Genomic DNA, 18,908 nt, shown 5'->3' with positions numbered 1-18,908 from the left:
GGTGGAAATCTTCGATTGCCTCGTCGTTGCAGATGCGCGTTTTGCAGGCGGCAGCACCGCCGCGCTGGTCACCGATGTGACCGCGATGTCGGGGCTGGGATTGCGTGTCGGACTGCTTTTTGTGCGCTCCGCCTACCTGGACGATAGCCGCGATCCCCCCAATCCCAAGGCGCTGGCGCTGGCGGATTTGCCCGGTGTCACCCGGCTTTCGCCGGGATGTGCTGCGCACGGCCGGCTGGCGTTTCTGCACCACCCCCTGGTCTTTGCCCGCGGGATTGAGGAACGCGCCAACCTCTCGGCGGATCGGGCCGTGATTGTCGCCCATCACCTGCCGTTCCGGGCCGACGGGTCGCTGGAATATAACCCCTTGGATGCGATCCGCCGGGCGCGCGCCGCGCTGGGTCTGTCGGCATGGATTGCGCCGGTCTCGGGCATGGTCCGGGCGCAGATCGCCGCCTTTGCGCCTTTCCTACGGCAGACGTCCGTCGATTGGCCGAATGTCTTTGACGTGTCGGATTGGACGATAACACGACAGCCCTTCCCGGACAGCGGGCCGCTGACAATCGGGCGGCACGGTCGGTCGGACCCGCTGAAATTCCCGGCGACGGGCCCAGACATTGATGCCTCTCTACCGGTGGGGCCAGACCTGAAAGTCCGCGTTTTGGGATGCCCGACCGCCGCACTGGCCGGGAAAGGCGCGCATCCTGAGGGCTGGGAGGCGTTGGAATTCGGCGCCGAGGCGGTTCCCGACTTCCTTAATTCGCTCGATGTCTTTGTCTACCACTACCATCCGCGCCTCAACGAAGCCTTTGGCAGAACGGTGGTCGAGGCGGGACTTTGCGGACGGCCACTCCTGCTGGATCCCCGTTTGCAGCAGACGTTCGGCGATCTTGCCGCCTATTGTACGCCCACAGAGGTCCGCAACGCCGTCGATAGACTTGCATCGGATCCGGCGGCCGCCCGCGACAAGGCCTCAGACGTGCGCCGCAGGATGGCGGCGCTCTACGCAAGTGAATCCTTGGGAGCAAGGCTGGAACAGATCGCCGACGATCACGGAGAGACAAGCCGGCAAGGGGCCGCAGTGTCGCCGCTGGTTCTGGCAAAAAAGCTCGGCGGCCATTATCGGCGGCGGCTGAGCGGCAAAACGGGTTAGGGAACGGTCGTGTCTGCCATCGCTTCACGCCTCATCCGGCGCGGTCACGCCTTGGCGATGCCACGCCTGCGGCTCTCACCGGCGCGCGCAGGGGAACCGCTCTTTGTCATCGGTTCCGGGCGGAGCGGCAACACCTTAGTGCGGCGAATATTAGTTGCCTCGGACCAGATCTACATCCCGCCCGAGACCTTTGTACTGGGCGACCTGATCGAATTGTGGCCGCGCGCCGCCCTGCTGACTTGGCGCGAACGCGTCTGGCTGTTTTGCGCACATTTCGAGAAGCACAAGCACTGGCCCACCTTCGGGCTGCCGAACCTCGACGAGTTCGCGGCCGAGGCCATGCAGTTGCGGCCGCGCAAGCTGCGCCCTCTGATAGAGGCGTTCTTTTTCTATCTCGCGCGCAAGAGCGGATCCACCGCGACGCGCTGGGGCGACAAGACCCCTTGGAACACCTACCACCTACCGGCCATCGCCCAGATGTTTCCCCGCGCCCGGTATCTCTGGCTGATCCGGGACGGGCGCGACGTGGCGCTGTCCTATCGCAAGGCCGGGCTGATCGCGGATTTCGAAGGCGCGGCGCGCCGCTGGTGCGACGCCAACGCCGCCTGCGCCCGGTTGGCCCGCTGGTCGCCAAACGTGATGCAGATCCGCTATGAGGATCTTGTCGCCACGCCCGAGACCGCATTTGCAAAGGTCTTCGACTGGGCCGGGCTGGACTTTGCCCCCCGTATGCTGACCGCCGATGTGGGCTCTCTGGGTGACGTCGAGCAACTAAGCCACCACGCCAGCGTCACCGGCGCCATCTCTACAAGTTCGATCGGGACATGGCGCAGCGCGGTCAGCGAGAGCGAACTGGCCTCGGTGCCCGCGGATTTCCACCGTTGGCTGACAGAGCTGGGATACGCCTGACGCTTTGTCAGCTTTGGCCAATCTGCGGCAGGATGTGCCTGTCGAAGAAACCGGTCAGCTTGCGACGGTAGGCGGCGGGGCTAAACTCTTCCAAGACCCGCTGCTGCGCCGCCGTGGCCAGCCGATCACGCAGGCTGGCATCCTCCAGCAATTCGACAAGGCCGCGCGCCATGTCCTCGGCGTTGGGATCGACAAGCATCGTGATCTCGTCGTCCAGCACCTGCGTATGGGTCGACAGCCGGGTCGCGATCAGGGGGCTGCCGCTGTCGAGATAGGAATAGACCTTCATCGGCGTGTTGCGGCCCTGCGTGCGGGGAGAGGCGACGATGGTCGCTTCGCCAAGATAATCAGCGATCCGCTCAACCGGGCGCGGCCCCAGCAGACTGACACTGTCGCCGATACCCAGTTCCTGTGCGAGGGCGGCATGCGCCGCCACATGCGCCTCTGTCCCCCCGATGATGACCAGCCGCGCGCGGCGCCCTCCTTCGATGGCCCGCGCAAAACCGCGGATCAAAAGATCCACTCCCTGATAGCTTTCGAGATTGCCGATATACATGACGATCGGTTCGTCGAACCTGCAATCCTCGGGCGGCGCGCCGGGCGCCTCGATCAGCGTCACGTCCTCGATCGTCTGCACCGGCAGACCGGGCGCATACCCCTCGACCGTCGATTGCAGCGCGCGACAGCAGGTCAGCGCACCGATGCTCTTGCGCGCCGCGCGGCCCTCGACCCCGGCAAGCCAGCGCCGCAGCCAGCCCGGCAGGCCGAACTTGTCGTCCATCTGCTCGGGGATCGAACTGTCCATGTCGTAGATGTAGGGCACCTTGAAGATTGGCCGCAGCATCATCGCGATAAAGGCCGCCTCCTCGACCGCAATCACGAGGTCATAGGACGCCCGGCGCATCCGGCCCGCAGCGATCCACGTCAGCCCGATGTCCGCCACGATCTTTTTAAGCGAAAAGCCAGGCGGCATGTTCCGGGTGCCCGGAAAGGCCGGCACCCGAAAGATCCGGCATCCCTCGATTTCGGGGTCGGTGCCTTCGGCAAAGACCACGGCGTCACATTCGTGCCCTTCCGAGGTCAGCACTTGAAGAAGCGCGCGCACGGCAATCGGCGTGCCACGCGGAACAAAGAACGGCTGTGGGGCCAGAACGAGGATCTTCATGAGGTTTCGTCCCGCCGGGTTGCCCGCAGAAGAACCGGATTGCCGAACCGGCGCGCCAGCGGCCGCAACACGAATTCCAACGCTCTTGATATATACGTCACCCGCAGCTTGCGGTGCAGGACCAACGGAAGCGCGAACTGCCCGACGTGTTGATCTATCATAAAGCCATTCTTCTCGAACAATTCGGAAACCTCTGACCGATAACTGACGGTATACGGTCTGGTGTCACCTTCGAGCGCGCGCTTCGCCGAAAACAACCAGGTGCCCGCCCGTCCGAGACCCTGCAGGCACGTGTAATCGACGACGACGGCCCGATCGGCGACACGGCAGAGTTCCCCCACATAGCCAGGCAAGTCCTGAACGTGGGCCATCATGCGGACCGATACGACCGCACCGAAACTGCGGTCGGCGAACGGCAAATCCATGAGATCGCCGACGCGGATTTTCTGACCGGATTTCCCCATCCGAATAAGTCGCTCGGTCGCTTCGGGACTGCTGACCACTGTGTGTGTGCTATAGCCCATATCATCCAGCATCGGCGACACCTGCGCATGACCTCCGCCGACATCGAGCACAGAGCCGTCCGAGAGATCCAGCAACATCGCCAGTAGAGTCGCCGACTGCACGCCCAGCATCCATGCTCCGACCCGGCCGGAAAAGCGGCGCGAATAGGCCTCGGTCGACGCCGCCACGTCGGCGGTTTCCTTTGCTGTTTCCCCAATCGGGTCCGCAGGCCCTTCGGGTGGACTGTCCTCATTTCGGTCAAGCCGGTGGGTTGTCGGAACTCTTCGTTTCATCAAGTGATCCCTGCCCCCTTAAGAATGGCTAAAAATCAGGATGCCAAACGCCGCACCATCTAAAATGCCGTATAATCGCAACTTCTCCAACGGAGCATAAATGAAGGCACGCAATAAGTTGTGGTAAACGAAAGACGTGCGTAAACAAAGTGTCGTATTGATGTCCGGATAGTAGACCTGGGCGGCGGCGGCACAGGTGCAAGACACAGTGGCGCAACCGCGCGTGACAAATACAGGGCCGCACGTTGCAGCGGTGCATTCGGATGGCCAAGACCTTTCTCGTCAACGCAGGTTCCCTGAGCGCGTCTCGGATATTTATCGCCCTCTCGCAGGTACTCGTCCTGCCCGTCGTCGCCAGATTTCTTGACCCGGTAGAATTTGGCGACATGGCACAGGCGATGACCGTCATCATCTTTGCCCAGCTCCTGAGCGATGCCGGAATGGGGCGGTCGCTGATCCGGCAAACGCACTACGATCCGGCAGAGTGGAACAGCGTCTTCTGGTTGCTGACCTGTGTCGGGCTCGGTCTGATGATTGTCACCATGGCCATCGCGCCGCTCTGGGCAAACCTGTTTGACCGCCCTCCTTTGCTTTGGCTGTTGTCGGCCCTTGCTGTCCTGCCCTTTCTCAATTCGCTTTCAGCCGTGGCCGTGGCCCAAATGGAAAAGGACGGGCAATTCCCGCGACTGGCAGTCATTCGTGCCGTAGCTGGCCTTGCTGGTCTGGTCACTGTCATTGCTCTTGCCGTCGCCGGGGCTGGAGTCTGGTCTTTGGTTGCCCAGCAGATCGTGCTTACGGCGGTTCAGACGATCGGTGCCATCGCCTACAGTCATTTCCGCCCCGGCCCCCCACGCAACTTTACCCCGCTTGGCGCGCACATCCGGTTTGCTGGCGACAATGTCGGCGTTTCGCTGATCTTCAGCGCCCAGAGGCAGGTGCCGGTGCTGTTCATCGGCGCGATCCTCGGCGCCGGGTCGCTGGGCCTGTTTTCGATGGCCCAGAGGTTCCTGAACCTGCCAAGGACCGCCGTCGGCGGCCCCGTTGCACAGGCCGTCTATGTGCGGATGGCAAAAGCCCAGCACGACGGCCAGAAGGTCGCGGACATTTATACGGCGAGCTGCCTGCTGCTGTCTGTGGCAATATTTCCACCAATCGCCATTCTGGCCGGAAGCGCCAGCAGTCTTTTTCCACTCCTTCTGTCCGAAACCTGGGCACCTGCCGCCGCGATCTTCACACTCGCCGCGGTCGGGGTCGCGCTCGAAGTTATAACCTCATGCGTAGGGGTCATGCTTCAGGCGCTCGACCGAACACGCCTGCGGTTGTGGATGATCACCGAGCGCACGATTCTACGCACCGTGGTCGTGGCCTTGGCCGTGCCTTTCGGGCTCGAAGCCGTGGCGCTCGTCATTTCGGGATTCTCGATCTGCTACCTGCCGCGTTATCTTGCCTTTGCGCAGCGTGTCTGCCCAGTGTCCCAACTGGCCGTCTTACGGGCGATGGGTGTTTCCGCCGGGGTCTCTGCCATGGCCTGGGGCGCGCTGGCCACCTGCAGTCTGACGTTTACCGCGTGGCAGATGCTTGGGCTGGCCTGCGCCGCGCTGCCCCTGACATGGGCCGCCGCCATCCTGCCGCAGATCGCCTCGATCCGCAGGGCCACCTCTTCGCTCAACGGATAAGCTGCTCACCCCGACAGGTCATCTGATCGACCATACCCGTATCTAGAGGCCAAACCGCGCTGGAACCATGACAACCCGCTGTCGGCAAGCGGGCGGGACCTGCTGCGGCGGATTTCGACAAGGCCGCTCTCGAACCGATCGGGGTTGCCCTGCAGACTGTGGAACGGTTCAAAGCGGACCTCTTGTTCGCTTTCGAACCCGTCCCCCCTGCCCCGCAGCGCCGGCACCCATGCCTTGATTTCGCTCAGCCCCTTGCGTGGCGCGGCAGTGAAAGCCTCAAAGCGCATGCGTTTGTAGGGCACCGCAAACCGGAGCGCTTCGCAGGCGAGGTTCTTGAGCGCCCAGCGGGTATAGGTCGCGGCGCGCTCGTAGGTCGGCAGGTTGTCGTCCATGCCGCTCTTGGCGCGCGCCCAAGACTCGGCCACCGCGACCGGGTTGCGGACCAGATGCAGGCACCAGACCTCAAGACCCGCATAGCGCTTGAGGATCAGCGCCCGCGAGGGGTTCTTCGACGAGTCGACGATGACCGAGACACCGGCCACCTCAGCGATCCGGCGATACAGACCGGCGGTCAGGTCACCGTACCGCCGAAGGCGACGCCGATCTTCCGGGCCATAGAACCCCAGCAGCAGACGGATCGCGTTACGCGATCCGTCGTAGCGTTCAAACCCGCTCTCCAGTTCGCCCAGGTTCGTCGAGAGACCCTCATCGGCAAAAACCTCGCGCCAGAAAGCACAGTCCTGAGGCAGGTCCCCGCAACTGCAGCGCTTCCTGTTGCGCCGGTATTGGTGAACGATCTCGTGCATCTCGTTGAAAGAGGCGACCCCTTCGGCGGTCCCGATACATCGGTCGAGGACCGTCGACCCCGAACGCCCCTCTCCGGCGATAAAAACAACCGTCGGGTTTGTCACACTCTGCATTCATCATTTCCCGCTGTTAATGCGATCACAGCGACAGCTGCATGGATTTCATCGAGTTGACAGAAGCGCAAATCAATCGTCCGCAAATCATTTTGCCGGTCATCGCGGGCGGATCAAGCATTATGCGGCAAGGGTGGCGCCGCATCCGGCAGAATGCCGGGCCTCTTGTTGCGCTTTTTCTGGCAATGGTGCGGTTGTTCCGCCTCTCGGTCAGCCCGCCGGGCAGGCAAAAGGGCGATACGCTTCGTCCTCCAAAGGCATATTTTCCTTGAAACCCTTCCCCGCGTGGCTGAAATTAAAATTATTAAATTACCCTTTGCGGCCTCTCATTCAGGCTTTGAGTTTTCTGGAGGAGGCGCTTTTACATCAATTCTTGGGAGACCATACACACATGATGCGACCTCCCAAAGTACTGCGTCCCTTCGGATATCCGTCGCAATTCAACACCCCCAGAAACCCGCGCCATGTCCGTATGGAAACCCGGAAATGGCTGCCCCTGCACAAGATCTGGAAACCGTTCGAGGTCGCTCTGCTCACGCCGGCTTTGGACGCGGATCTGATTGCGACGTTCAACCGAATTCCGCTTGGCCCCCGGCCTTTCGTCATTACCTTCGAGAGCCATCTGCCGCGGCTGTTCAATTACGAAGACAGCGCTGCGTTTCGTTATTTTTCAAGACGCCTCGCCTCTCGCCGGTGTCGCGCAATCGTCCCGATCTCGGGTTTCGCCCGCAAGATGTTTCTGAACCAGCACCAAGGCAGCCCCCTGTATGAGGCACTCTTGGCAAAGCTGACCAATCCGATTCATCCGAACATCCCGGTGCCAAAATCCCGCCCCAGAGCAGATCGGCGGCAGGCCAAAACACTGCGCTGCGTCTTTGTGGGCGGGCATTTCATTCGCAAGGGCGGGCTTTCCGTTCTGCACGCCGCCAAGGTGGCACAGCAACGTGGCTGGCCGATCGAATTTCACATCGTGTCCAACATGACCATGGGGGCAAGGAACGGTGTCTGGACGGACCCCACCAACCTGGACTTCGCTGCCGACCTTCTCGCGGCACTCGACCTGCCAAACGTGCATCATCACGGCAAGATACCGAATGCGGCCCTGCTTGAATTGCTCTCTTCGGCAGATGTCAGCCTTCTACCAACCCTGTCCGACACCTATGGCTACTCCGTGATCGAGTCCTTCGCGATGGGCGTACCGGTGATCGGAACCGCCTGCTGCGCTCTGCCCGAAGTGATAGAGGACGGGTACAATGGATACCTGATCGACCTTCCTGTGACCGACATGGGAATCTGGGATCAGCTTTGGGCCCATGATCACGACAGCCCCGAGTATCAGCGCATTCTCAGAACCACCGCCGAGGACGTGGGCATGTCCATCCTGTCTCGGCTTGAGGCCCTGGTCCACGACCGCGGCTTGCTGGAAACCCTGTCCGACAACGCGTTCCAGACTGCCCAGGACAGGTTCGATGCCTCCAAAAGAGGGCCCGAGTTGGAGGCCCTCTACCTCGACCTTCTGGGAGCGCCTAGCGTCGCATGAAGCTGCGGGCAGACTTCAGACCAGCGAGACAAGTAAACCCGGGCCCGGGCGCACCTAAAAATTCCGTAGACTGAAATGACGACACAACGGAATCGGCCTGTCCAGATTCCCTCACAACACCCGTTCGTCACTGCAACCGGAGCCCTTCGTTGCAGCCCAAAATTGGGCGCAAATCCCTGCTCCTGCCGGCTCCTTACCCCTCGGAAGGTGCCGGCTAAGGCCAGATTTTCGCACAAAACTCTCATATTGTGAGCATATTTTCGCCCACTTTTCCCGTTAACCACTAAACTTGGGGTATTAAGGCTAAACTTGGGTTAAAAAACCCAAGCTTGAGTTCGTAAGCGTGTGCAGCAGTACAGACTTCAGCAATATCCGTAAAATGGCAGGCATAAGGGCAAGACGAGACAGGCAAGGCATCACGGCAGCATCATCAAGCCAACTGAAGAACCAACCACACGGCACACTCACGCCGCGTAGCTAGAAAGCATTTCAAAGTTGGCTTGCCTGCGGACATTTCTGATGTCCGCAGCCACATCTCACTTGAATTCTGATGCGGCGAGCCCTGACCGGCCCGCCGCCCTTTGACACGTTGCGTGCCAGAGGTTGTCGCCCCCCGCTAAAGAGGCTTCTCCTATGAACACTTCCCACATGGTCCACATGCAGCAAGCAAATGCTTTGCTCGATCCAAGTGATGCTACTCACGTCGCTGTCAAAAATGGAGCGTGGAGCAACCCTGGTACATGGGCGGATGGAATCGTGCCCGGCAGAGATGCCATGGTACACATCCCTGACGGTATTTCAATAGTTTACGATGTCAAATCCTCCCCGGCTCTGGGAACGATCCGCCTCGATGGCGACCTGACCTTCACCCGGGCACACAGCACAGAGATGCGGGTCGAGACCATTGTCACAACGATGGGATCCCATTTCGACGCCGGGTCCATGGCCGATCCGATCCCCGCCAATGTCGAGATCAACATCGTCTTCCGCGACACGCCCATCAACACCTCCGACGACCCCGACATGCTGGGACACGGTCTTGTCGCCTTTGGCGAAGTCGACATTCAGGGCGCAGCAAAAGAAAGCCATCTGGTCATCAAACAAGACGTGCCCGCAGGCGCCACCTCCATGGCCGTCGAAGGCGATCTGACCAACTGGACCGCCGGGGATACGATCCTTGTCGTCGGGACAAAATACCTGGGCGAGGACAACAACGGCGTCCTGATGACCCAAGATGAGACGCGGACCATCGTCAAGGTCGAGGGCGACAGGATCTATTTCGACAAACCGCTGGATTACGCCCACGAAGGGCCGACCAGCATGGAGGCCGACATCTACGTCGGCAACCTGTCGCGGAACGTCACCTTCAGTTCAGAGAACCCCGAGGGCACGCGCGGCCATGTGATGCTGCACAACAGCACGCCCAACCCCGAAGACGGATCCGTCAATAGCGTGCGCTACGCCGCCTTCGAGGATCTGGGACGCACCGACAAATCGCTCGAGACCAGCGCCACCAACCCGGAAGGGCGCTATCCGCTGCACCTGCACCAGATCGGCACCGGCGTCGATGCGCCCACCAACATGCTCATCGGCAATGCCGTCATCGGCAGCCCGGGCTGGGGCATCGTCCAGCACGAAAGCCGCGCGATGGTGAACGACAACATCGTCTATGACGTCACCGGCGCCGGCATCGTGTCCGAATGGGGCAACGAGACCGGTGCCTGGATGCGCAACCTTGTCAGCAGCGTGACCGGCTACGACGCCGAGGACAAGAACGGCAACGGCGACCAGGGCGCGGCCTATTCGAACCAGTCGCGGATCATCGTCCAGCAGGACAATATCGCGGCAAACTCCAAGCTGGGCTGGGACTTTTCCGGCCACGAGGGCTTTGCCGAAGACGATCCCGACAAGGCGCCGAACGACGGCATCCACCGCAAGATGTTCGAGCGTGAGCAGATGAAGTTCGACGCCGATCCGTTCGACGTCGCCATCGACCACGAGGAAGGCGTGATCGCTGACTTCACCGGCAACACCGTCATGACCTCGACCGAGGCATTCCGCGTCTACCACCGCCAGTTCGCCAATCACAGCGACACGCTCAGCGTGATCCGGGACTTTGACATCTGGGGCGGCAAGGACGGCATCAACCTGATGAACTATGGGTTCAACTATGAATTCATCGATTCCGACTGGAGCGGCAGTGGCATCGCCTTCACCATGTGGGGCAAGAACTCTTCGGCCGTCATGAACGACATCCGGGTGTCCGACTTTGGGCTGGTGTGGAAAGCGCATGGCATCAGCCACGAGGCCGTCCTCTACGATGTCGAGACCACAAACATCGGCCAGATGTTCGACATCGCCTACGACAGCGACAAGGGGGATACGTCCTACTGGACCAACTACTTTGCGCAGTTTGGCATCAACTATCAGAACCCGCTCCCGACCGTCCTGTCCAAAGAGGACGCCGACCCAGATGCCGGCCTGACCTTCACCCTCGGTGCGGACGCCGATGTGACCCTCGCGCCCGGCGACAACCAGGTGCACGTCACCGGAACCGTCACCGACGGGCTGGGCACGCGGGTCTTCTACGAGAACATCATCGGCAGCATCAGCAATCAGGCCTCCTCCTATGAGGGCGCCAGCCTGAAACTGGTGAACTATGACACCACCTGGCACCGGAACTTCTCGCTGGACGAATTCCTCACCGTGCACGGCACCTGGCAAAAACCCGACGGCGCCTGGGTCACCCCGGTCGTGTTCTGGGTCACCGAACGGCTGAGCGGCACCCAGCACCCGGTCATCATCGAGCTCAAGCTCGAGGGCTTCGACGACAGCGACCTCGCACCCTTCGCCCTCGACGCATATCCCACCCCCACGATCGAAAACGCCGACTTCGACTACGGCTTCGACACAACATCCGTCGACGCCCCCGACCCCGTCGAACCCGCCATCCCAGGCGACCAGCTCCTCGGCGACAGTGCTGCAAATCGTCTCGAAGGCTCCGCCGGGGACGACACCCTGTTTGGCGGGGCCGGAAATGACACCTTGAGTGGCGGCGAAGGCAACGACCAGTTTCGCGGTGATGCGGGAGACGATGTCTTCATCGGCGGCGAAGGTATCGACACGGTGATCTTTCAGGGCGCCACCGATACAATCGTGAACCTCACAACCATGGCACTGCAGAATACCGGTCACGGTATGGATCGGTTCGTCGGGATCCAGAATGTGACCTCGGGTCTGGGCAACGATAAACTTTATGGCAACGGTGCTGCGAATGCCCTTACAGGCCGCGGCGGCAACGACGTGCTTGTGGGTCAGGGCGGGAATGACACCCTGATCGGGAACGAGGGTGACGACACGATTGATGGCGGCACGGGAGCGGACCAGATCGTTGGAGGCAGCGGCAATGACGTTCTACGCGGAGAGGGTGGAAACGACCAGCTGTCAGGCGGCACGGGGATGGACTTCCTGACCGGCGGCAGCGACGCGGACACCTTCGTGTTTGCCTCGGTTGGCGACGCTGGCATCGGGGCGACGCGGGACCAGATACTCGACTTTGAAAAGGGTGTGGACCAAATCGATCTGACCGACATGGTGCCCGGGACATTCGAATTCCGGGGAACCAAGGCCTTCTCGCCTTCCGGAAATGCCGAGTTGCGGCTGTTCGAAACGTCCAACGGATCGACGATTGTTCAGCTTGACGTGAACGGCGACGGAACAGCGGACGCAGAAATCCGCGTCGCCGACGTAACAGGGCTGACCGTAAACGACTTCGGCCTGTAACCGAAGTGACCTGCAAGGGGTCCGTTGCATTATGCAGGTGGTCGGTGCGATCTTGCTTGCGAGGAGGAGCCGCCATGCCGTGTCGTGACCCGTTCAAAGGCCATCGATTTCCGAAAGATGTGATCCTGCTCGCCGTTCGGTGGTATTGTCGGTATCCGCTGTCCTATCGCAACGTTCGCGATCTTCTTGCCGAGCGTGGGATCACGATCGACGCGGCCACGATATACCGTTGGGTGCAGAAGTTTTCTCCCGAAATCCGCAGACGCGCTTACGGTCGACACCGCAGCTGGCGCGGCCTGCAGTGGCATGTTGACGAAACCTACGTCCGCGTGAATGGCCGATGGTGCTATCTTTGGCGTGCTGTCGACCAATGTGGCCAACTGATCGATTTCCGTCTGACGGCGCGGCGAACGGCCAGTGCAGCAAGGGCATTCATGCGCCAGGCATCGGACTCCGTCCGCTGCTATCATCCTCTGACCATCGTGACCGACAAGGCTCATAGCTACGCGAAGGTTATCGGCGAGTGGAATGCCCGCTCGAGTCCGGAAGACGCAATTCGCCATGTCACCAGGAAGTATCTCAACAATCGGATTGAAGGCGATCATGCGGTGCTCAAGCATCGACTGGCGCCGATGCGCGGACTTCAAAGCCTGAGTTCTGCGAAAGCCACCCTGAAAGGGGTCGAGACGTTCCGCGCCATCCGCAACGGTCATTTCGCAGGATGTGAGCAGGGCGTCGCCAACGAGATAGCCTTCGTCAGGAATCTGTTCGATGATAAGAAAAAGGTCGCCTGAACAAGGCGTGACACGCTTTCACCGTCCTGAACCCAGCAACGCAACGGACCCGTTGAGAGGGCGTCGTATGCGCCGTCCGCCAATGTTCAGCCTCAACGCCTGTTGTGAGTCTGAAATGCCCGAACATCGCTTGCATGAGCCTTCCCGCCCCGTGGACCGAACTGGGTGACTGAACGAGACGCAGCCGCGACAGCGAAGTTTAGAGCGTTTGCAAACGGAACATCCGATTCAAGCCCCCAGGTTAACGCTCCCCCAAAGGTGTCGCCGGCCCCTGTTACATCTGTAACCTCGACTTCGAACCCCGGCGCAATGACGAGCGTCCCATCGTCCAAAGCCTGCGCCCCCTCGGCAGCAGCTGTGCGGATCACTCGCTTAATGCCGTTTTCGCGCCGCCAACCATCCACAGCGGCCAAATCGTCATGACCAAAGGTTGCGCGAAACCCTACCTGATTAAATATTACGACATTGGCACTTTGTAGAAATGGCAGATCTTCTTCTGTTGCCCCACCAACATCCAGATCAAAAATCGACTGCCTTCCGTGCTCTCTCAGATCGCCAAGCAAAAGCGCCTTTGATAACACTTCGTTACCAGTTTGAAAGTGGAGACGGCGTGCGCGAAAGAGTGTTGTGTACAGATACCCGGGCTGCCGCAGTGCCAGCATAGTCTCAGGACGCAGCCACATGGGCTGCTGCCCGATTTCGACGGTCAGAACCACATGCTCGTTATTCACCAGAAAGATGAGGTTACGTGATTCCGGAACTTCCGCATTGCGGATCATATGACGGGTGCTAACGCCGTTTTCGTTCAGATCCCTAATGAGTTTTTCCGACAGGCTGCTTTCGTTCAAAAGTGATATGAATTCAGGCACTCCGCCCAATGCGGCATGAACCACAGCGGCATTGGCAATGGAGCCCCCAAATTTGGACGGGAGCTCATCAACAAACCCTTTGTCTGCAATACCGGGCCAGCTTTCAGCGTTGAAATATTCGTCTAGCGCCACATCTCCGATAAAAAAGGTACTCATGTTTTTACAAGTACCGGACCACCTTCAAGAGGCACCCATGGGTCTGGCCCCAGACCGCAAACTGCCATCCAATAATATGGTGTCGGTCCGTCCAGCCCCCGGCACGCGTCATGCCAAACACCTTTTTTCATCACGACAATTTGCCCTGGGTTGATGATGTAAGCGGACACGTTTTTCGCGGCTGCCGCGACATTCTGGCAGGGTGGAGCAACGGCAAGAACGATTGGTGCGCCGGCGCAAAAAAGAGCCTCCTCCGTGCCGTGGTGCCGTTCCATTTTTTCACAAGACCAAGGCGCAGCAGGTCCTTGTGTTATGCCAAGATGTCCAAGCCCGTCAATAAGCGGTTTGGATGTAAAGCTATCGGTCCACCCCTCCCCTTGCATGTTGTTGACCCCATCGCCTGAAGTGTCTTCCAGATTGAAGACCCGACCGAATGAAGCAAACGATTCAGGGGTAAGGTTTTGCGCGATCACGGTCATTGGGCGCTCTCTCGCGCCGTTCTGACCGCAGCCATGAAGCGTCTGACATGGGCCGGCGCCAAACGCCCTTTGTCCACGTGTCCTTCCTTTAGCCAACTCCCGACGATGGCTCCGTCCGCCAGTGCGAGTTGGTCCGCCGCATTGCGTTCAGTCATGCCAGCACCAACCAGTACGGAGCAGGCATCGCCGGCAGCAGCGCGAAATCGTCCGATTTTTTCCCGGTCAGTTTCTTGTCCTGTTGCGTCAGAGGTCACGACAATTGCATCGCATCTAGCGATACCCAATCGGAGGTCGGTGGCCTCGTCACGACCCGAAAGAACCGGTTGATATTTGAATCGAACGCCGCCAAAAAGCAGTGCGTCAACAATGGCCCTTTGCTGTTCCAAGGCGGAGGCAAACATGGCATCTTCCTCTGGTTTCAGATGCCCGCAAACTGAATCGATCTGAATGAATGCGACAGGGTATTTTTGGGCCAAAGAGAACGCGCGCGAATTATCGCGCAAGACGTTGATCCCGACGCGTGCACCCAAGTCCATAGGCACAAGCTTTTCGAGAACCCGTTCAACATCGTCGGCATCACCGAAATAGTTTTCAACGACCAACCCATCGATTCCTTCGCCGGCCATGATTTTCGCTTCCTCCAATGCTTGCCGAACCCGGTCTTCGGGCGTGTCGCCACCAAGGTGGAGCATGCCGAAAATAGGTTTTCTAATCGGGAAAACGTTGCGGGGCAAAGTCATCTTCTGTGTTCTTTCTGTTATACGTTGGTCGAAAGGTTGCCCCAACTAGTCGCGAATTTCATATCCACTCTTGGCGAATAAATTATGGATGTGCGCTCTACGAGCGCATCGCTACGGTCCAGCACTTCTCCCGTGGCGCAAATATATGCAGGCACTGCAGGATTGGTCCCAAAGAACTTTATGAGGTGCTCGGAGGGCGGGACGACCGAAAGCTTGATTTCGGAGCGGATCGGAAAACGACTGTATTCCTCGCGAAGTACGCCGTACAAGGATTTCTCTGCAAAATCATTCAGCTCTATGCCGGGATAGAGTTCTAGCGACAGCCAGGATGTGTCGAGGTTTAACCACTCAACCTTACTCGGCGATTGCAGCCCCCGCGCCCGAACCAAGGTTAGAATGTTATCTTCAATCCGATGCTCAACCACGTGCGTTACGGGGCGTTTGCCCTTGGCACGAGCCAGATCGGTAAAGCTGCCGAAATTCCAGATACTATGGCTAACGGGGCGATGCGTGACCATTGTGCCCTTTCCGCGCACCTGGCAGACTAGGCCCTCATTTACCAACATCAACATTGCGTTTCGTACCGTTGTTCGTGCGATGGAAAAGCGATCACTAAGCTGGTTTTCAGAAGGGATCAGGTCTCCTTCGCGCCATGCGCCCGAAAGAATTCCCCCTTTGAGCCATCCGTAAAGCTGCCGATAGAGCTGTTCACCTGAATAGGGATCGAGCTTCATCCCGGCCAGCGGATCTTCCCCGGCCTCAATGCTAGGCTTGCCCGATCCCGTCATGCGCAGGTCCTTTTACTTAGCGGCGCCGTTAATCACGAACGCATCAACTGCACCAATTTCAAGATGATAGCGGCTTGCGATTTCCATATAGGTGCCATCGTCTTTCATAGCGTTCAACGCGGACAAAACAGAGTCACGCAAAGCTGTGTTCGATTTCTCGAAGGCGATACCATAGGGATTCGGATTGCCCGCCTCACCAATTTGATAATAGGCACCAGGATGGTTAATTTCGAGATCGGCCAAACCTTCAACGCCAATCACAGAAGCTTGCGCCCGCCCCTGCTTGATCTGCATGATGTGTTCCGCCTGAGTGGCAATTTGGATTACGTTATAAAGGTTGTCGGCCGCACAAACGGATTTGCCTACGTCTTCAGCCCAAGTGACCCAACTTGTGCCCGTCGCAACAGCGATTGTTTTGCCGCAAAGATCTTTCTCATCCTTGATTTCGTCTTTGTGGTCGCTTGTCGAATAAAAAACGTTGCCGGTATTGAAGTAGTCAATGAAATCCAGCTGAACCTGCCTTTCTGGCTTGTCCGAGAACGCAGTCAGAATCATGTCCGATCGACCGGTTACCACTTGAGGGATCAACTGTGGAAATTCGACATTCTGAAATTTCGGTTCTAGCCCAAGCCGGTCGGCAATTTCGCGTGCAAGATCGATGTCAAAACCTTTCAATTCGTCCGATCCTGCTTCGGTGTATTCCATCGGCGGGTAGGCAAGTGAAATCACGATGTTTAGTTCCCCAGAGGCCTTGTTCACCTCAGGCAGCAATGCCTGCGCCGCTGGGTCTACATCGGCCAGAGCCACGCCGGCCAGTGTCAGCATGAAAATGCCAGTCAGGACGGGGCCTTTAAGTTTGGTTTGGATCGATTTCATCTTCTTGGTCCTCTCTGTTGACTATTTGGATACTCAAGTCAGGACACGGCTTAGGAACGTCCTGACGCGAAGGTCTTTGGGGTTTGTCAAAACTGTATCTGCGGGGCCTGTCTCGCGGATTTCACCGTCGATCATGACAATCACACGGTCGGCAACTTCACGGGCGAATCCGATCTCGTGGGTCACAACAATCATGGTGGTGCCCGTGGACGCCAGATGTTTCATCACTGCCAGCACTTCGCCAACAAGTTCAGGGTCGAGCGCACTGGTAGGTTCGTCGAACAACATCACACTTGGCTCCATGGCCAATGCACGAGCGATCGCGACACGCTGTTTCTGGCCTCCGGAAAGCTCTCCAGGCCAAGCTTCGGCCTTTTCTGACAAGCCTACCAATTCCAGAAGTTCATGCGCCTTTTGTGTGGCTGCTGCCCGGGGAACGCCCCGCACCTGCATTGGACCTTCAATGATATTGCCCAAGACAGTGCGATGTGCGAATAAGTTGAAATGCTGGAAAACCATTCCTAGTCGGCTTTGTTGTGCGCGAACAGCCTTGACGGGCAGCTCACACAACATATTGTTCTTCAATTCAAATCCAATGATCTGACCTTTTATCCAGACATAGCCTTTGTCCGGCGTTTCCAGATGATTTATACAACGTAGAAGTGTGGATTTTCCGCTTCCCGATGGGCCGAGGATGCACAGCACTTCGCCAAGTTGCACTTCAAGGTCTATGCCTTTCAGAACCTCTTGACCTCCAAACTCCTTTCGGATTCCGACCGCTCGAACAATTGCTGTCATCGCTTGACCTCCGTACTGCGGCCAAAGTGACGTTCTAGATAATATTGCCCTATGGACAGGGCGGTTGTGCCGGCCAAATACCAGATTGCGCACACAAAAAGCAGCTCAATTACTGCCCCGTTGATAAAGTAGATGCGTTGGGCGGCGTTCAACATTTCCGTCATCGCAATGGTCGTCGCGAGAGAGGAAAATTTCAGCATTCCTACGGCACTGTTGCCCAGCACCGGCAGAATGAGTTGCATTGTTTGGGGCAGAATGATTCGACGCATCGTCTTGGCAGGCGTCATGCCAAGGGTATGTGCGGCTTCCACCTGACCTCGATCAACGGACTTTATACCTCCGCGCACAACTTCTGTCAGATAGGATCCTTCGTTGACCCCAAGGCCTAGTACGGCCGCAACAAACGGGGTTACCACGTCCACCATACGCTCATCGATCAAGCCCGGTATGTAGAAGCGGGGAAAGATCAATGCGATGTTGAACCAGATCAACAACTGGAGCAAAACAGGCGTCCCGCGAAAGATCCAGACATAGAGCCAGGACGTAAAGCGCAACACGGGGCTGCTGGATACCCGCATGATACCAAACGAAAAACCTAGGACGATTCCCAAAGCCAATGACGTAAAGGTAATTAGTAAGGTCCAACCAAATCCTTTGATGATGACGGGCGCGGTAAGGAATTCTCCGACGATGGGCCAGCGGATTTGGCCGACAGCAAAAGCCCTAACCAACAATGCCAAGATCAGGATGGCAAATACTCCAGCGATCCACATACCCGGATGGCTCCGGCGCTGCACGGGCGTGTCAGGACTAGGAAAGGCGTCTGACATAGTATGATCGACAGCATCGTTGCTTCGCACCTGACCTTGGCCTTTCATTGTAGGGTTGTCCATACAAGCATGAACTAGGAAATGATTTAGTCAAGCAACTTTCGGTTCTGTCGCAAAGTTTGGCAAATTGCAGATTCAAAGCTGACGCTGGACGGTATCGCCAAGTTGATTCAGCACCACTGGTGCGATAGCGGTCGCCGAAGAACAAAGTGACTTGCATGCCCCGTTTGAAAGGCTTTGGCTTCCCGCGTAGATCATCGCATACGCTGTCTGGGCCTATCACCGTTTCAAAGTCAGCGCCGCGGATGTCGAAGACTTGCTTGCGGAACGGGGTGTTATCGTAAGCAGGGAAGCAATCCGGCTCTGGGTCAATCGCTTCGGTCGACATTTCGCGACCTGCATCAGGCGCGACCGACCGGTACCGCGAGATAAATGGGACCTCGATGAAGTCGTTATTTCAATCCGCGGTGTGAAACACTGGCTTTGGCGGGCCGTCGACGCGGACGGAAAGGTTCTGGATATCCTTGTTCAACCGAGGGGCTCTGATGATGTAACCGCCCCCCGACGGCATCTGTGTGCCAAGGTGGGTCTGTGAGGATCCACAAAGGGGAGCGGTTACATCATCAAAGCCCATC

At 58.5% G+C, this 18,908-nt stretch carries 17 protein-coding genes and 1 pseudogene; 8 read left to right on the top strand and 10 right to left on the bottom strand.

The window, feature by feature from the left end; translation table 11 throughout:
• Position 1 precedes the first annotated feature (1 nt).
• Together ANTHELSMS3_RS22720 and ANTHELSMS3_RS22715 are read left to right on the top strand one after the other, a co-directional pair.
• Positions 2 to 1,153, top strand: a complete 1,152-nt coding sequence (locus ANTHELSMS3_RS22720; RefSeq protein WP_254694968.1) for a glycosyltransferase family 1 protein — start codon at positions 2 to 4, stop codon at positions 1,151 to 1,153.
• A gap of 9 nt (positions 1,154 to 1,162) precedes the next feature.
• On the top strand, positions 1,163 to 2,062 hold the full coding sequence (locus ANTHELSMS3_RS22715; protein ID WP_254694967.1) for a sulfotransferase family protein: 900 nt from the start codon (positions 1,163 to 1,165) through the stop codon (positions 2,060 to 2,062).
• A 7-nt stretch (positions 2,063 to 2,069) separates the two neighbouring features.
• Here ANTHELSMS3_RS22715 and ANTHELSMS3_RS22710 read toward each other — a convergent pair whose 3' ends face one another.
• Together ANTHELSMS3_RS22710 and ANTHELSMS3_RS22705 are read right to left on the bottom strand one after the other, a co-directional pair.
• On the bottom strand, positions 2,070 to 3,227 hold the full coding sequence (locus ANTHELSMS3_RS22710; RefSeq protein WP_094037342.1) for a glycosyltransferase family 4 protein: 1,158 nt from the start codon (positions 3,225 to 3,227) through the stop codon (positions 2,070 to 2,072).
• Positions 3,224 to 4,024 carry a class I SAM-dependent methyltransferase gene (locus ANTHELSMS3_RS22705; RefSeq protein WP_094037341.1) on the bottom strand — a complete coding sequence of 267 codons (801 nt, stop codon included), beginning with the start codon at positions 4,022 to 4,024 and terminating at the stop codon, positions 3,224 to 3,226. Before ANTHELSMS3_RS22705 ends, ANTHELSMS3_RS22710 begins: the two co-directional genes overlap by 4 nt.
• Positions 4,025 to 4,287: 263 nt before the next feature.
• Between ANTHELSMS3_RS22705 and ANTHELSMS3_RS22700 the strand changes: the two genes are divergently transcribed.
• Complete coding sequence (locus ANTHELSMS3_RS22700; protein ID WP_094037340.1) at positions 4,288 to 5,700, top strand: lipopolysaccharide biosynthesis protein; 1,413 nt, start codon at positions 4,288 to 4,290, stop codon at positions 5,698 to 5,700.
• A gap of 5 nt (positions 5,701 to 5,705) precedes the next feature.
• Here the strand turns inward: ANTHELSMS3_RS22700 and ANTHELSMS3_RS22695 are convergent, their stop codons facing one another.
• Positions 5,706 to 6,620 (bottom strand): hypothetical protein, encoded by a 915-nt coding sequence (locus tag ANTHELSMS3_RS22695; RefSeq protein ID WP_094037339.1) that lies wholly within the window; start codon positions 6,618 to 6,620, stop codon positions 5,706 to 5,708.
• 41 nt (positions 6,621 to 6,661) lie between these two features.
• On the opposite strand from ANTHELSMS3_RS22695, the gene ANTHELSMS3_RS25695 reads away from it, so the two are divergent.
• The 4 genes from ANTHELSMS3_RS25695 (at position 6,662) to ANTHELSMS3_RS22680 (ending at position 12,737) form a co-directional block, all read left to right on the top strand.
• Positions 6,662 to 6,892: a hypothetical protein gene (locus tag ANTHELSMS3_RS25695; protein WP_157733622.1), complete on the top strand. Its 231-nt coding sequence runs from the start codon at positions 6,662 to 6,664 to the stop codon at positions 6,890 to 6,892.
• Positions 6,893 to 7,011: 119 nt separating this feature from the next.
• Entirely contained in the window at positions 7,012 to 8,160 is a 1,149-nt protein-coding gene (locus ANTHELSMS3_RS22690; protein ID WP_157733621.1) for a glycosyltransferase family 4 protein, read from the top strand.
• Between the two features lie 774 nt (positions 8,161 to 8,934).
• Positions 8,935 to 11,943: a G8 domain-containing protein gene (locus tag ANTHELSMS3_RS22685; protein WP_198319968.1), complete on the top strand. Its 3,009-nt coding sequence runs from the start codon at positions 8,935 to 8,937 to the stop codon at positions 11,941 to 11,943.
• 74 nt (positions 11,944 to 12,017) lie between these two features.
• Positions 12,018 to 12,737 carry an IS6 family transposase gene (locus tag ANTHELSMS3_RS22680; RefSeq protein ID WP_094037312.1) on the top strand — a complete coding sequence of 240 codons (720 nt, stop codon included), beginning with the start codon at positions 12,018 to 12,020 and terminating at the stop codon, positions 12,735 to 12,737.
• Between the two features lie 92 nt (positions 12,738 to 12,829).
• On the opposite strand, the gene ANTHELSMS3_RS22675 is transcribed toward ANTHELSMS3_RS22680, so the two are convergent.
• The 7 genes from ANTHELSMS3_RS22675 to ANTHELSMS3_RS22645 are packed head-to-tail and all read right to left on the bottom strand — an operon-like array spanning position 12,830 to position 18,321.
• Positions 12,830 to 13,762, bottom strand: a complete 933-nt coding sequence (locus ANTHELSMS3_RS22675; RefSeq protein ID WP_094037336.1) for a carbohydrate kinase family protein — start codon at positions 13,760 to 13,762, stop codon at positions 12,830 to 12,832.
• Entirely contained in the window at positions 13,759 to 14,241 is a 483-nt protein-coding gene (locus ANTHELSMS3_RS22670) for an ureidoglycolate lyase (RefSeq protein WP_094037335.1), read from the bottom strand. Before ANTHELSMS3_RS22670 ends, ANTHELSMS3_RS22675 begins: the two co-directional genes overlap by 4 nt.
• Entirely contained in the window at positions 14,238 to 14,981 is a 744-nt protein-coding gene (locus ANTHELSMS3_RS22665) for a BtpA/SgcQ family protein (protein WP_094037334.1), read from the bottom strand. The genes ANTHELSMS3_RS22670 and ANTHELSMS3_RS22665 overlap by 4 nt, the downstream gene beginning before the upstream one ends.
• 17 nt (positions 14,982 to 14,998) lie before the next feature.
• Positions 14,999 to 15,769: a GntR family transcriptional regulator gene (locus ANTHELSMS3_RS22660; RefSeq protein ID WP_094037333.1), complete on the bottom strand. Its 771-nt coding sequence runs from the start codon at positions 15,767 to 15,769 to the stop codon at positions 14,999 to 15,001.
• Between the two features lie 12 nt (positions 15,770 to 15,781).
• Complete coding sequence (locus ANTHELSMS3_RS22655; RefSeq protein ID WP_094037332.1) at positions 15,782 to 16,645, bottom strand: ABC transporter substrate-binding protein; 864 nt, start codon at positions 16,643 to 16,645, stop codon at positions 15,782 to 15,784.
• A gap of 33 nt (positions 16,646 to 16,678) precedes the next feature.
• Positions 16,679 to 17,443 (bottom strand): amino acid ABC transporter ATP-binding protein, encoded by a 765-nt coding sequence (locus tag ANTHELSMS3_RS22650; protein ID WP_094037331.1) that lies wholly within the window; start codon positions 17,441 to 17,443, stop codon positions 16,679 to 16,681.
• Entirely contained in the window at positions 17,440 to 18,321 is an 882-nt protein-coding gene (locus ANTHELSMS3_RS22645) for an amino acid ABC transporter permease (RefSeq protein ID WP_254694966.1), read from the bottom strand. Before ANTHELSMS3_RS22645 ends, ANTHELSMS3_RS22650 begins: the two co-directional genes overlap by 4 nt.
• Positions 18,322 to 18,491: 170 nt before the next feature.
• On the opposite strand from ANTHELSMS3_RS22645, the pseudogene ANTHELSMS3_RS22640 reads away from it, so the two are divergent.
• A pseudogene (locus ANTHELSMS3_RS22640) lies at positions 18,492 to 18,847 on the top strand (IS6 family transposase); the annotation flags it as partial.
• Positions 18,848 to 18,908 lie beyond the last annotated feature (61 nt).

Origin of the sequence: Antarctobacter heliothermus, from assembly GCF_002237555.1 — a bacterium.
Lineage (GTDB): Bacteria > Pseudomonadota > Alphaproteobacteria > Rhodobacterales > Rhodobacteraceae > Antarctobacter > Antarctobacter heliothermus_B.
This window is presented reverse-complemented; position numbering and strand designations above follow the sequence as displayed.

What these genes read in the sequence shown, in the direction of transcription:
- ANTHELSMS3_RS22700 (WP_094037340.1), top strand. Translation starts at nt 4,288, where the DNA reads ATGGCCAAGACCTTTCTCGTCAACGCAGGTTCCCTGAGCGCGTCTCGG.
- ANTHELSMS3_RS22670 (WP_094037335.1), bottom strand. Translation starts at nt 14,241, where the DNA reads ATGACCGTGATCGCGCAAAACCTTACCCCTGAATCGTTTGCTTCATTC.
- ANTHELSMS3_RS22675 (WP_094037336.1), bottom strand. Translation starts at nt 13,762, where the DNA reads ATGAGTACCTTTTTTATCGGAGATGTGGCGCTAGACGAATATTTCAAC.
- ANTHELSMS3_RS22645 (WP_254694966.1), bottom strand. Translation starts at nt 18,321, where the DNA reads ATGAAAGGCCAAGGTCAGGTGCGAAGCAACGATGCTGTCGATCATACT.
- ANTHELSMS3_RS22655 (WP_094037332.1), bottom strand. Translation starts at nt 16,645, where the DNA reads ATGAAATCGATCCAAACCAAACTTAAAGGCCCCGTCCTGACTGGCATT.
- ANTHELSMS3_RS22650 (WP_094037331.1), bottom strand. Translation starts at nt 17,443, where the DNA reads ATGACAGCAATTGTTCGAGCGGTCGGAATCCGAAAGGAGTTTGGAGGT.
- ANTHELSMS3_RS22685 (WP_198319968.1), top strand. Translation starts at nt 8,935, where the DNA reads ATGGTACACATCCCTGACGGTATTTCAATAGTTTACGATGTCAAATCC.
- ANTHELSMS3_RS22710 (WP_094037342.1), bottom strand. Translation starts at nt 3,227, where the DNA reads ATGAAGATCCTCGTTCTGGCCCCACAGCCGTTCTTTGTTCCGCGTGGC.
- ANTHELSMS3_RS22705 (WP_094037341.1), bottom strand. Translation starts at nt 4,024, where the DNA reads ATGAAACGAAGAGTTCCGACAACCCACCGGCTTGACCGAAATGAGGAC.
- ANTHELSMS3_RS22690 (WP_157733621.1), top strand. Translation starts at nt 7,012, where the DNA reads ATGATGCGACCTCCCAAAGTACTGCGTCCCTTCGGATATCCGTCGCAA.
- ANTHELSMS3_RS25695 (WP_157733622.1), top strand. Translation starts at nt 6,662, where the DNA reads ATGGATTTCATCGAGTTGACAGAAGCGCAAATCAATCGTCCGCAAATC.
- ANTHELSMS3_RS22660 (WP_094037333.1), bottom strand. Translation starts at nt 15,769, where the DNA reads ATGACGGGATCGGGCAAGCCTAGCATTGAGGCCGGGGAAGATCCGCTG.
- ANTHELSMS3_RS22665 (WP_094037334.1), bottom strand. Translation starts at nt 14,981, where the DNA reads ATGACTTTGCCCCGCAACGTTTTCCCGATTAGAAAACCTATTTTCGGC.
- ANTHELSMS3_RS22695 (WP_094037339.1), bottom strand. Translation starts at nt 6,620, where the DNA reads ATGCAGAGTGTGACAAACCCGACGGTTGTTTTTATCGCCGGAGAGGGG.
- ANTHELSMS3_RS22680 (WP_094037312.1), top strand. Translation starts at nt 12,018, where the DNA reads ATGCCGTGTCGTGACCCGTTCAAAGGCCATCGATTTCCGAAAGATGTG.